General features: G+C 61.9%; 11 protein-coding genes. 4 read left to right on the plus strand and 7 right to left on the minus strand.

The genetic code is table 11. The features are described from left to right. The coding region (locus ACHQ4I_RS41610; RefSeq protein WP_420777417.1) for a helix-turn-helix domain-containing protein at positions 1-1,049 on the minus strand (1,049 nt) is incomplete at its 3' end. A gap of 232 nt (positions 1,050-1,281) precedes the next feature. On the opposite strand from ACHQ4I_RS41610, the gene ACHQ4I_RS41615 reads away from it, so the two are divergent. After that, a complete protein-coding gene (locus ACHQ4I_RS41615; protein ID WP_420777418.1) occupies positions 1,282-1,845 on the plus strand; it encodes a peptide deformylase in 564 nt (187 codons plus the stop codon). Between the two features lie 516 nt (positions 1,846-2,361). Here the strand turns inward: ACHQ4I_RS41615 and ACHQ4I_RS41620 are convergent. The 3 genes from ACHQ4I_RS41620 to ACHQ4I_RS41630 all read right to left on the minus strand — a co-directional run bounded on the left by ACHQ4I_RS41620 (position 2,362) and on the right by ACHQ4I_RS41630 (position 6,271). Then, entirely contained in the window at positions 2,362-2,922 is a 561-nt protein-coding gene (locus tag ACHQ4I_RS41620; RefSeq protein WP_420777419.1) for a GNAT family N-acetyltransferase, read from the minus strand. Between the two features lie 234 nt (positions 2,923-3,156). After that, positions 3,157-4,233 (minus strand): phosphotransferase family protein, encoded by a 1,077-nt coding sequence (locus ACHQ4I_RS41625; protein ID WP_420777420.1) that lies wholly within the window; start codon positions 4,231-4,233, stop codon positions 3,157-3,159. A gap of 328 nt (positions 4,234-4,561) precedes the next feature. Beyond that, the gene (locus ACHQ4I_RS41630) at positions 4,562-6,271 is read right to left on the minus strand and encodes an AIPR family protein (RefSeq protein WP_420777421.1); all 1,710 of its coding nucleotides are present in this window, start codon (positions 6,269-6,271) and stop codon (positions 4,562-4,564) included. A 194-nt stretch (positions 6,272-6,465) separates the two neighbouring features. Between ACHQ4I_RS41630 and ACHQ4I_RS41635 the strand changes: the two genes are divergently transcribed. Further along, the gene (locus ACHQ4I_RS41635) at positions 6,466-7,029 is read left to right on the plus strand and encodes an HD domain-containing protein (RefSeq protein ID WP_420777422.1); all 564 of its coding nucleotides are present in this window, start codon (positions 6,466-6,468) and stop codon (positions 7,027-7,029) included. Here ACHQ4I_RS41635 and ACHQ4I_RS41640 read toward each other — a convergent pair. The 3 genes from ACHQ4I_RS41640 to ACHQ4I_RS41650 all read right to left on the minus strand — a co-directional run bounded on the left by ACHQ4I_RS41640 (position 7,017) and on the right by ACHQ4I_RS41650 (position 9,311). Continuing rightward, positions 7,017-7,484, minus strand: coding sequence for an NUDIX hydrolase (locus ACHQ4I_RS41640; RefSeq protein WP_420777423.1), 468 nt, complete (start codon positions 7,482-7,484; stop codon positions 7,017-7,019). The genes ACHQ4I_RS41635 and ACHQ4I_RS41640 overlap by 13 nt on opposite strands. 280 nt (positions 7,485-7,764) lie before the next feature. After that, positions 7,765-8,259, minus strand: a complete 495-nt coding sequence (locus ACHQ4I_RS41645; RefSeq protein WP_420777424.1) for a PPC domain-containing DNA-binding protein — start codon at positions 8,257-8,259, stop codon at positions 7,765-7,767. A 2-nt stretch (positions 8,260-8,261) separates the two neighbouring features. Next, positions 8,262-9,311: an asparaginase gene (locus tag ACHQ4I_RS41650; protein ID WP_420777425.1), complete on the minus strand. Its 1,050-nt coding sequence runs from the start codon at positions 9,309-9,311 to the stop codon at positions 8,262-8,264. A gap of 522 nt (positions 9,312-9,833) precedes the next feature. Between ACHQ4I_RS41650 and ACHQ4I_RS41655 the strand changes: the two genes are divergently transcribed. After that, complete coding sequence (locus ACHQ4I_RS41655; RefSeq protein ID WP_420777426.1) at positions 9,834-10,298, plus strand: hypothetical protein; 465 nt, start codon at positions 9,834-9,836, stop codon at positions 10,296-10,298. Positions 10,299-10,421: 123 nt separating this feature from the next. Next, complete coding sequence (locus ACHQ4I_RS41660; protein WP_420777427.1) at positions 10,422-12,212, plus strand: AcrVA2 family anti-CRISPR protein; 1,791 nt, start codon at positions 10,422-10,424, stop codon at positions 12,210-12,212. Positions 12,213-12,215 lie beyond the last annotated feature (3 nt).

Consider the following 12,215-nt stretch of genomic DNA (forward strand, 5'->3'; position numbering starts at 1 on the left):
GGCTCCAGAACATCTAGTATCACGACCGATCTTTGCGGTTCGAGCGTGTCACCGTCCCCGACGGGGTTTTCGAACCTGAAGTTGAGATTGAGAACGCCGACCGCATCAGACGATCCAGGTTCCGGAGATCGGATCGCCGCAGCGAGCAACGCCCCGAAGTAGCACTCCTCGCGCCAATAGTCGTACCTGGCTTCGATTTCCGACACGACCTTCGGGGCCAGACCGTACTCGGATGCGGTGTAAAGCCCACGAAACGATCCGACATAGTCGATACCCCGCGACAGGAACGCATTCCCGCTTCCACGCCACGGGGTCCCGTTCACCTGGATCGGAATCAGAGTAGGCCGCGTGGTCCGCCGGACGCCGCTGGCCCACACCTGCAGCCACCCGAGCTCGCTCACCAATCCCTCCACAAGCGGGACTGCTGCGGCGGACCCCAACGCGCCCACCGGCACCACAACGTCGAGCCATGCAGCGTCCTGGCACACCAGCGCGGCGATAACCCGGTTCAATACCGCCAGCAGCTCGTCGATCTCTTCGCAGTAGTACGTTCCGCGTTCCACGATAGCCACACAGCACTTCACGTAGGCCACCCAGCCGCTCGCGGTGTCCGCGGTTGCACCCGTGATCGCCGCCCCTGGCAAGGGCCCGTCCGCCGTGTTGTCGTCGCGTGCACGAAGCGCGACCCGCTCAGTGCGAGTCATCGCTTCGTAGTCCGCAAAATCCACAAGCAGGTGCGGCTGCGTGCCGAAAAGCTGCGCCAGCACCGACAGCGTGTGCAGCGTCGGCTTAACCCCACCCATCGGCCACGCCTCGAAGTCCGATATACGCTTGCCGCTCATCGGCGCTTGCGGATCGCCGATCAACGCGTTGTATTCAGCAGCGACCTCATCCTGTGTCATCCCGTGCCCGTGGCGCCACGCCTGGCGCGGACGAAATCCCCACCGCACAGCGAACTCACCGACGATCTGCTCCAGCGAAAAATCCTCCCGCTGCATCGCGCGCCGAAGACGCTCGCGCGCCGCCCGACCACCTGTCTCGTGCCTCACACCAGGTCACCCCCAAAACACGACCACCTCACGACACCATACCCAGCCGTCAACCTCCCGACAGCAGCACACCAGATCCACTCTGCGCCAACGACTCATCCAGGACGAAGTCGACCACCTCTTATAGGGCGCTGCAACGGATTTCGAGTATGTTTGCGCAGTTCAGACGTCGCCGGTATGCCGCTGACGTGGTCGATCTGAACCCCTTGTCCACTACTTCCAGGAGGTGCCGGTGGCGGAGCCGAGCATTACTGAGCTGATGCGGCATGCCGGCATAGTGCAGGAGGGCGATCCGCGGCTTTCACGAATAGCTCGCCGGTTCGAACTGCCTGCGGACCAAGAGGAAGCGCTGTCGGTGATCGACGCGCTCGATGCCGCCGCGGACCGGGTGAGCGCTGTCCACGAGTTCGCGAAAGGGGTTGGCGTTGCGGCGCCGCAGATCGGGATCGACAGGGCGGCCGCGATCGTCCGGCTCCCGGGCGGCCACTCGCTGATCCTGCTCAATCCGGTGGTCGTCGAGGAGTCGAAGGAGACCGACGAGCAGTTCGAGGGCTGCCTCAGTTTCTTCGATGTGCGCGGTCGCGTTCCTCGGCCACTGATGATGCGCGTCACTCACGATCGGTTCGACGGATCACAGCAGGTGTCGACGTTCGAGCACGGAACCGCGCGGCTCGTGGCCCATGAGATCGATCATCTGGCTGGAAGGTTGTTCAGGGAGAAAATGCGGCCGCGTGCGGTACCGATCCCGCTGTCGGAGTATCGGGGAACCGGATCCGCGTGGCAGTACTCAAAATAGGGAGGCACTTGGCGGTTTTCGGACCGGCGGTGAGGTTCACTGATTGCCGTGGCTCTCCTGCGCAGAAGCAATAGTTCTCCGTGCGCGGTTTCGAGCGCCCCGCGTAGTTCGGCGACTTGCTGTTGATGTTGCCAGGCGGACGGTGGCCAGCTGCTGCGTGAACCTCCTGACCAGGTGCTCTCGACGGCGTGGGCGTCCGCCGGGAAGTCGACGCCGGTTCGAGTCGGGCTTCTTGCTCGACGCAATGCGTCGACCCGGGGTCGCAGCGCTGGGTGCCGGTAGATGAAATCGGGTGACACGCAAGCGGACGCGGCGATTCCCGCGATGGTCACCGTCCCGCCAGCGTTTCGGGCCTGAGCAAGAGCCTTTTCGACTGCCTTCACGGTGCTCTGTGGCATTGAGCATGGCGGCTATCGATGACGAGAGCGGCTGCCTCTCGAATCCCGCCCATTTTCAGCAGATTGATGCCTTCACAAGAATTCTCGCGACGGTCGCGCTCCTGGTTCCGTGCCGGACCTAGATAATCGGCCGGACCATGACCAGCGATGTCACGCCCAGCTCGGGATGACGGCTGTGCGCGACGACGCGGAAGTCCTGACGGCGGTACAGCTGGATCGCTTGGGTGTTGGAATCGCGGACATGCAAACCGAGCCAGAGGACACCGGCCTCCTTAGCGGCCCACTTGTATAGCTCGGCGCACAAGCCGTCGGCCACGCCCTGTCCGCGGCGGGTCGGATCAACATAGGTCCCCCACACCATTGCCCACCGATCACCAGGAGAGACAGGCGGATTCGGAAGATCGAACTCGTCGCTGTCGCGCTCGGAATCCAGGAACGCGCCCGCCATGCCTACCCACGTGTGGTCCCTCATGTCCTCCGCGACCACAAGAACCTGACGCCCGCGCCGGCTGCTGCGGGCTATCCGCGCTTCCCAGGCAGCAGCATCGATCGTTGCCGCCTCGTCGATTGTTTCCAGGAACGCATACCCAGCATCACGCAGCGCCTGCATGCGCAGTGCACGCAGCCGCGGCCCATCACCTGCGCGCGCATGCCGGACAGTCCACATCGGTCGACTCATGCCAGCCTCGTGTCGTTGGCGCGTTGGTTGCGTTTGGTTTCCGGACGAGCGCACGAGTTGCCGAAAGTCCGTGCACAGGCGGTCGCAACTCGGTGCGGCCCCGTGCGCTCCGTGCGCGAAGGGCTGCCACTATTGCCACTGGTGATGACCAGGATCGAAACCATGTGCAGATTCCCCATCCAGTGGTTCGGTCGTTCATGACCGCGGCCGATTAGGAACATATCCAGTACTGGTTCATCGCTGCCAACAACTTTCATGACGGAGGGCGGCTTCGATTTGCGGTGCGTCCAGCGGTGTGTCCAGGTTCCACAGTGGCGCCGTGTCTTGAAGCCTTTTCGTCAGACTTGTCACCAGGATCTGCTCGTTCTCGGGTGTGCGACTACCGTCGGCGATGACCTTGGCGTAGCGAACAGCGTCGAGGACCGCGGACTTTATCTGCTCGTGAACCAGGTAGATACGCAGGTCGTTTTCCCAGTCTCCTTCGGCGGCTTCCGGTTCGGCTGCTATCCAGGCGGTGATGAATCGCTGCTGCTCGTCGGGGAGGTAACTCATTTTGTGGAGGTGGATCGCGACATCGCAGACCGGGTCGCCGTAGAGGGCCAGTTCCCAGTCCAGGAACACTGTCTCATGGCCGCGGATGATCATATTCTTGCGATGCAGATCGCAGTGGATGAGTCGAAATGATCTGGGCTCCAACCCCTTCCACGCACCGTCCAGAGGCGCGAAAGGGTCATCCGGGACACGCAGTTGCCGGTAGAGGCGGTCGAACGATTCGCGGCACTCGAGATAGGCCCGGCGAGTGGCATCCCACAGCTGTCGCGCGAACCGTTGCGGATCGTCGTCGAGTCCGCCTGGTGTCGGCGGGAGCGCGCTGCGCGGGATCGCCCGCAGCTGGGAGAACAGTCGAGCCACGTCGGTGGGCACGTGCACTGGTACGGCCTGTCCGCGTGGTGCCAGACGATCCAGTGGCTGCCCTTCGATGAATTCGTGGATCTGATACAGCGGCTGTGTGGACTCGCGGTACAGGCGTGGAGCGGCGGTGACGAAGGGTGCGATAGCGGTGAGGATCGCTGGTTCAGGCCATTGGCGCTGGTCCATCATGTCCGCACCGGGGATTGGGATTCGCACATTCACCGCGGCAGCGGAGCCAGTGGCGACCCGAACATTGCGGTTGTAGAACCCCGCGGCACCGTCGGGCTGCGCGGACGCCTGTGCGTAGATGGCGTCGCCATCGAAACCCGCGGCGATGTCGCGATCCGGCTCGATGCCGATGTCGGATTCGTTGGGGCGCAGCCACTTGCGTTCGATCACGGCTTGAATATCCATCCCTCGGTAATGGGCCATCAATACGACCTGACACAGGACGTCGATGATCTCGTCATCGACTGAATCTTGAAGCTCTTCAGGCGTTTTCCCGCGTGGTCGGAGTAGGTAGGGCATGGGCTCGCTCCGGCCTGAGCGTGGTGTCGTTGTAGAGCGGCGCGACCCTCGACTACACCGCCACGGCCGGGTTGCCAGTCGCGACGGCGTCTTTGGGGTTCTACCGAGTCCTCGTTCCTGTTCGCCGCCCCCGGGCCGGCACTGGTGAGGAGTATCGCCACAGTGGACCACTGCGAGGCGTTGCTCGGGTTGGCGCTTGTTACGGAGAGGAAAAGTGATTTATCAATTCCTGGGTGAATGGTTGACGTTTCAGCCGATCAGTAGTGGGAATGGTCCCCCCAGCGGCTACGATAATCTTATGTGCCGTGTCACGAAATGTCGTCACATAGTCGGACTGTCGCAGGGTTTCGACAATCACTTGACTGTACTTGTCCAGAGAGTTCGAGTTCAGCTTCGGATTCTTACCCTCAGTGACTATATATTTCAATGCGGTCAGAATATGAAATCGAATCGGCTTGAAGTCAGCTTCTAAATTTGTCCTAAACGCGGTTTCAAGGCGGTAAGCTGCAAATGCAGAAGCGATGTACGGCGCCAGGCGGTGACCGTCGACAAAGATCGACCCGCCCACTTCGCCATAGAGGTTGGATGGGTAGCGCGTTGCAAGGTGTGGCAAATCTAGAAATGTTGCGGCCACTGCGCGCATTTGCTCACTAATTGTAACCATTCGCGTCCTGGTGACATCGCGATAGTAGAATTGTCCAGCACGCCGCTCATAGGTCAGACCTGCACCGAGAGAATCGGTGATATAAAAGTCTTCCAAGCGCTTCTGGAACTTCGTCAAGGCGACCAAATCACTGTCGGTCACGGCAGTTTGCGAGTTCGTTGCGCGAATGATTTGAGTAGCGATTTCCTCGTCATCCGTAACGACCAAACGCATCGGAACGAATACCTCTTTTGCCTGTTCGCCCAGCTCGTCTTCGGCAAGGAATATGCAATGGCTGGTCTGACATCCGTTCACAACTTGAAATCCGGTCAGCGAGACCGCATCGCCAGGCTTTGGCGAATATGAGCGAGCCACAACAGTCACGCCATTGTTGAGCACAGGGAGCAGCGATCGCGACTCGGTTCCCAGCGTCTTGATTATCTCACGGTTCACAGCGTTATCTTCACCCTTGAAGCCACGAACGTTATCGTAGAATACGCGCTCGTTGAGCGTGCCGTCCACATTTCGTATCAGCTTCAAAAGCTCACTTACAGACACTACGCCGAGTATGGCCTGACTGATACCTGGCATCTGAGGAAGGTTGACGGATTTCTCCAGAACGATATCCATCTCGTTGGCTTGAGACTTCCGCCTTGACGCTTCATGAAGCCCTGTGCTGCCATACAAATCAAGCGACGCTCCCCCGACATGGCTTAGGCCGCGAACCGATTTGATAACCGTGGCAACGCGGTCTATCACGATCGGATCGTCGACCGCGGCATCGCTTGCCGTAGTCACGAAGGACAAATTTACCCGCGGCGCTTCCTTCAGCTTCTGCGCATAGTTTGCAAATATTGAGAACAAAGCCCCCGCAATTGCGGCCAGCTTTGGAGAATTTGCGGGGACGTTATTGTTTAGAACTTTCTGCACCGCGTCCCCGAAGTTAAGTATCTGGGCCGAGTCTACCGTCGCTGAAGTCTTCACTTGCGTGAGGCTTAGCACTACCTCCAATTGACGCTTGTTGGAGCAAACATCCGCGACCTCCGCAGGATCACTGATTAGCTCGCCGTTCACCTCCAGCAGCGCGAGGTCGATCCCGAGCGTGCCACTGTCCAGCAGTAGATCCGTCATATCGACTTGGTCTAGCAAGTCGTCACGGAATAGAAGAGTTGCGACGAACAGCTCGAATGCGTCGGAATCTTTCATATCGAGAAGTTCATTGTTCTCTCGAAAGTTCTTGAAGAGTCCTGCAATGAGCGGGTCCATCCACCCTCCTATACGCTTTAGCGCACGCGCGCCCGGTTAGACTACAGCGGCGGTGAAGGGCGGCCCCACATGACCTGGCTGGGATCTCGCGCATCAGTCGGGGTTCCTAGGGTGCCAAGAGTTGGTGCCCTGCTTCGATCCACCGCGCGGGTGTCGGCACATCTGATATTCGCGGCACCCGGTAGCGTGAGGCAGTGGCCAATCACGGATCGTCCTGGGCGTGGCAGGTGGCTCAGAACGAGCTGGCACAAGTACTGCCCCGCCGCTGGGCACACACCCAAGGAGTTGCGCGTGCCGCTGCCGAAATGGCATATCTGAGGGGCGAAGACAGCGACCTCCTCGTTGCTGCCGCCATCCTGCACGACGTGGGCTACGCGCCGCGGCTGGCTGTGAGCGGCTTCCATCCGTTGGACGGTGCACGTTTCCTGCGGGATGAGCATCAGGCCGACGACCGGCTGGTTCGGCTGGTCGCCAACCACACCTTCGCGCTGCTGGAGGCCGAGGAGCGTGGCCTGCGGGAGGATCTGGAGGAGGAGTTCCCGGTCCTCGACAACCAACTGCTGGTGGATGCCTTGACCTACTGCGACATAACCACCACCCCTGACGGCACACTGACGACAGCGTCTGCGCGGATCGCTGAGGTTGTGGCGCGCTACGGCCCAGATACTGTGGTGGGCCGGTTCATTCAGCGTGCCGAGCCTGAAATCCTCGCCACCGCAGCCCGAGTCGAGCTGGCTCTGGCTGCTCAGCCGAGGTAGGGGTAGTTCCCGGACAGGAAGTCCCCGATCTGTTGACGCATGCTGGGGTGGATGTCGTACTGGTCCAGGTCGTTTGGAGCGACCCAGGTGACGCCGTCGGCTTCCTCGTTGATCGTCGGCTCGCCCCCTACCGGTCGACCGATGTAGCAGTTCTCGTACTGTTGGCGGATCTCGCCGTCGGTGTAGGCGACGATGTGGTTCGGATTGCTGTAGACGCCAAGGAATCCCGTGATCTGCGCCGTTATGCCGGTTTCTTCTTCGCATTCGCGGATAGCGCACTGGCCTGCGGTTTCGCCGAAGTCCATGGCACCGCCGGGCAGCGCCCATTGTCTAGTGTCGCGGCGGCGCTGGAGCAAGATCGCTCCGGACTCGTCGGCGACCAGCAGATTGCACGCCACCACAAGGGAATTCGGCTTGGGTGCTTTCGGGTCGTGGTAGTACTCGATCCTGCCCATGATCGGCCTTTCACTCAGGGTGTCCAGGGCTGTGCGTCAGCCCAGATGGCGTCGAAGCTTTCGGTGTAGTTGTCGAACCACCCAATCTCACCAACGCGTTTGAGCTGGAAGACCGGATTCGCACTGGCCGGTTGTCCCCCTCGGATCAGGCCCTCGGTCGTTTTCGGCTGCCGAGGGCCTTGCTGGTACCGGGCCGGTGAGCACCAGGCCGGCACCGTCGACCGCGCGCAACTCGGCGACCTTGGTCGCCTTCCCGCACACACATCACCACTCGCCGACGCTATGAGGCAGGCGGCACGTGACGGTCGGTGGGTCCGCTGTCGAAAGTGAGCAGTGGAACGTCGTAGAGGCTGGGCTCGGGGGTGCGGTGCATGTCCGGGTGAGCGACCTCGATGATGAGCATTTCGGTGAGGAACTGAACTTTGGCGGCGAGCAAGTGGCTGGTGCGTCCTGTTGCGGAATGCTCTTTCAAGCCGACGGCGACGTGAATGTGGGGCCGGATCTGGTTCGTCTCGGGGTCGTAGGCGAGTGTGCCGCCTCCGAAAGCTTCGACGTTGGTGAGGTGCACGCGTGACCAGACGGGTGCTTGTGGGTTGTCGAGCCGGTCGCAGGTGCCGACGATGTCGATTTCGCTGAACCCGGCGATGAACGAGGGGATGAAGCCTTGGCGAAGGTTGTTGGCCCGGCAGAATTCTGTGAGCGAGGGGTAGAAGTCGTCGCCATGGTCGAATACGACACCGAATGATCGGCCGAGGGTGAGCTCGTGGCTGCGCATGATCAGTTGTCCTTGTCGGGATCGGTTGGCCAGGGCCATGTTTCGGTATCGCGGTATCCGCCTTCGGCGCCGAATGCGGCGGTGATCGCGCTGCGGTCGCAGTTCGCGGCGAGCAGTGTCAGCAGCAGGATGCGGGCTTTGACTGGATCGAGGTAGCCGGCGGGGATCAGGCCGCGGGATATGAGGTCGCGTTCCGAGCCGGGGAATCCGTACGTTGTCTGAAGGGTCGAGCCACCGCCGGTTCGTGATGCGAGTACGACTGGGATCTTGTCGGCGAGGGCTTCGAGGAGCGGGACGACCTGCGCGGGAACGTGTCCGGCACCGAGGCCCGCGACAACAATGCCGTCGACGTGGTCGCCCACTGCTTGCAGGGTGGTGCCGTCGTCGCCCAGTGCCATGGTGATGATCGCTACGCGGATGTCATCGCCCGGAGCAGCCGGGACGGCAGCGCGACGTGGGAGTTGGTTGAGCAGCCGGGGGCGGCCCTCGACTATGTAACCGAGGGGGCCGCCGTTGGGTGATTGGAACGTAGCGGGACTGGTGGTGTGGGTTTTGCGGACTCGGCGCGCTGCGTGGATTTCGTCACCGAGAACGACAAGACACCCTTGTCCGCGGGACCTTGGGTGGACGGCCGTCTGAATGGCGGCCAGCAGGTTGGCGGGACCATCGGCTCCGGCGAGAGTTGGGTTGCGCATCGCTCCGGTCACTACCACCGGTTGGGGCGCGGTGTGGAGGAGGTCCAGCAGGTAGGCGGTTTCCTCGATCGTGTCGGTGCCTTGCGTAACAACGGCGCCATCGATCTCCTCCGTAAGCCTTTGGCGAATGGCGTCAGCGAGTGCGGTGATGTCGGTGATCTTCAGTGACGCGCCGGGCATTTGGCGGAAGTCGACAACCTCGACGGCGATGTCGTTGTCGGCGAGTCCCGGGATTGCCGCGATGAGCTGCTCGGCGGACAGCGCTGGCGCGACACCACCTGTGGGGCTGGCCGACATGGCGATGGTGCCGCCGAGGGCGAAAATGATCACCCGGCGGTCGGTTGCGGCGGAAGACACCCCGGCAGCCTAGCGATCATGACGATCGAGGTCGGCGACAAATCGGCACGCGCGTTCGAACCCGGCGAGCGAGAGCAACCGGCTGCGCGGTTTCGTGAAGCCCGCAACACCGTATTCGGAGAGTTCTCTTGATCGGCGTATCAGCCACAGCCAGTCGAGATCAAGGAAGTCGGCCAGTGCGCGCAACCGGCAACCGGGAGTGGGTGCGTCGATGATGGAATGTGTTCTAGCCCAAAGCGTTGCGTCTTCGAACTCTCGCACTGTGGACCGGTGGTCAGTGGTGTCCACGTGCCAAATACGGTCGCAGTTGCTCCACGTCGCGATGATCGCGTTTCGGCCCGAATTTCAGAATTGCGTTGGCGCGCTTGAGACCAACGGAGAGCGCGGAACGCTGCCCGTTCAGGGGCGCCCACGCTTGGCAGCGATCTTGTGTATATCGCGTTCAAAGGCGTTGGTTCTGTTGCACCATGGCTATATTCGCTCACCCACTCGGGTGGCACGGTTGGCGCAAGGGGGAGTTTCATGACGGATCGGATTGATCCCAGTCTGGACGAGTTGACGCAGCAGCTAGGTGCACTCCGAACCCAAGTCCGTGAAATTCGCCGCAAGCGAATGGATGTCGAGAACACGACCCGAAGTCCGGCACCTCTGCGGGCAGCGATCCAGGAGGCTCACCGTGATCGCGACGCCGTCGTCAGCCCAGCCATTGAGGAGTTGAGAGGTCGGGCCAATGCGCTCGCCGCCGACCTTGCCAAAACGTGGGCCCATGCGGACAACATCCGATGGATCATGTTCCGCCTGCGCGAGGCCGGGGTGTTTCAGAACCTGTCGGACTCTGTTCGTCGTGACCTCGCGTTAGTTCAGGACGCGCTGGACCAGGAAGCTGTCCTAAGAGTGCAGATCGGTGAAGCGCTGAATACGCAGGATGTGGTGGCGTTCACCGTTCCTGCGCCTCTTCTTGCCCACGATCCATCCGTCGAAGGGTGATATTCGTTGGTACGCGGTAGGCATAAGAAGGCCAAGCACTCTCGGGATCTCCGCGAAACCGAGGTGGCGCTCGCGGCCGTCCAGGCCGAGCTTGTCGCTGAGCAACAACTCCTCCGAGACGCGATGACCGCACGCGCTGAAGTCGACGCCCTGGGGACCGAGTTGCTGCAGGCGTGCGACGCGCGGGATCGCGCATGCCAACCTGAAGCAAACCGGTTGATCAACGAGATCGCCGCGCTGGAGCCGTGGCGGTCAAAAGTGCAGGAGCAGGCTCGGCTGATACAAGCCAGGTGGAACAAAGCAAGCGACTATGTCAACGCGCTCGGCGAGAGCTTCGCCGAAGGCACGGAAAACCTCATTGCGCTCATATCCGGTGTTGACCAGGCTCTGCTCGATGTCGGCACCACGCCGGTCTCACGCCTGACATCCGAAGCAGCCATCGCAATTCAACGGGCCCGCGGGGAGCGTTCCCGCGACCCACTACACCACCACAGCGGCGAGCAGAAAAAGCTGCTCAGGGACCTGTTGATCAGCAGGGTTCCCGCCGACGAAATTGCCGTCGGCCATGCCACGGCCGAAACCAACACGGAAACAAAGACTCTGATCCGGCGCGCGGGTAGCGGATTCGATGCCTCGGTACGAGCCGTTAGCGCATGGCACCCTCTGCCCTGGATCGTCGAACCTTTCGAAGAGTCAAGACCGCCTCACCTCGGATTAGGTCTGGCTTATACGTCGGTTCGCACCGATTTCGTGGAGCTCCCTGCTATGCCTGACCAGCCGGTCGCCACGTTGAGCGCCGCGTCACGGAACGCTCTGTCCGCGTTCCCGCCACGCCAGGTGTTCGATGCGTGGCAACGCACATATGCGGCGGAAGTGGAGCACACAACACACTCCCGCATCCCGATGCCGATTGAAGCGATGCCTCGGCATCCCGTTCCCGCCGATGCTGCTGCGCTGCGACATTGGTACGCCGCCGCCGCGTGGGGAAGTGCCTTTCGTTGCCCCGCCGATCACGGCACCTCGACCGCACAGTCACGCATCGCGATCGCGACCCAGGCCGCAGTCCCGTTCTGGTTACCACCAGGCCACACGGTCAACTATGTCGACTCTGAGCCGCTCTCTCCCGACGACCTCGCCGATCTTCGCTTGCCCTACGCGCAGGTATTTCTCGCCTTCGCCGATCCCCTGCAGCTGGACCCGATCCCTGACGTAGATATTCCTGGGTTCGACACGGGCTACGCGTGGCTCGCCCACATCGTGACCGAAACTGTCGGAAAGGGCCGGTCCCGGCCCTACTCGATGACAGAAATGCTCTCGGCCGGAACACAGGCATTCACAACAGAACGGCTCAACCTGCTCGACTTGGTCGCGAAGTTGGGTGCGCGGGTGGAGGGAATTGTCTTCCTCGCCGACGCTTCCGGCCGGATGGACGACGAGTTCGCTTGGTGCATCACCATTCCCACGAAGTCGGGCGGCGTACTCGGCCGATGGACGCTTCCTGCTTCGGTGCAACACACCGCGTTCCGTGACCAGGCGATCAACCTGGCAGCCGTCACCGCCTGGGGTGACTGGCATCGACCGGATGACGAATCTGACCACACACAACCACGCTCCAACAGCCGGCCCGGCGCCGACCGGCGGCGGTTGGCTGACACAGCTGCAACAGTCCGGATTCTGAACGTCAAAGCCACAGCCCGCCAAGACACTGGCGGCGGGGCCGAACCAGGCGCGCAGGTTGCGCCGCACATCCGCCGCGGGCACTGGCGACGCCAGCGATATGGTCCGAACCGCTCACTTGTCCGCCGCGTCCGGATCGCACCGGTATTGGTCAACGCCTCCCGCGGAGACATCGGTCACCGCGTGTACCGACTCCCGACCGTCACGGACGCGCACATGCAGGATCGACAACGGTGAGGG

This window comes from Nocardia nepalensis (assembly GCF_048910785.1).
GTDB classification, from domain to species: domain Bacteria; phylum Actinomycetota; class Actinomycetes; order Mycobacteriales; family Mycobacteriaceae; genus Nocardia; species Nocardia nepalensis.

Bases quoted from the DNA above. Each gene is read 5' to 3' on its own strand.
- ACHQ4I_RS41620 (WP_420777419.1), bottom strand. From the start codon at position 2,922: ATGAGTCGACCGATGTGGACTGTCCGGCATGCGCGCGCAGGTGATGGG.
- ACHQ4I_RS41645 (WP_420777424.1), bottom strand. From the start codon at position 8,259: ATGCGCAGCCACGAGCTCACCCTCGGCCGATCATTCGGTGTCGTATTC.
- ACHQ4I_RS41660 (WP_420777427.1), top strand. From the start codon at position 10,422: ATGACCGCACGCGCTGAAGTCGACGCCCTGGGGACCGAGTTGCTGCAG.
- ACHQ4I_RS41630 (WP_420777421.1), bottom strand. From the start codon at position 6,271: ATGGACCCGCTCATTGCAGGACTCTTCAAGAACTTTCGAGAGAACAAT.
- ACHQ4I_RS41655 (WP_420777426.1), top strand. From the start codon at position 9,834: ATGACGGATCGGATTGATCCCAGTCTGGACGAGTTGACGCAGCAGCTA.
- ACHQ4I_RS41640 (WP_420777423.1), bottom strand. From the start codon at position 7,484: ATGGGCAGGATCGAGTACTACCACGACCCGAAAGCACCCAAGCCGAAT.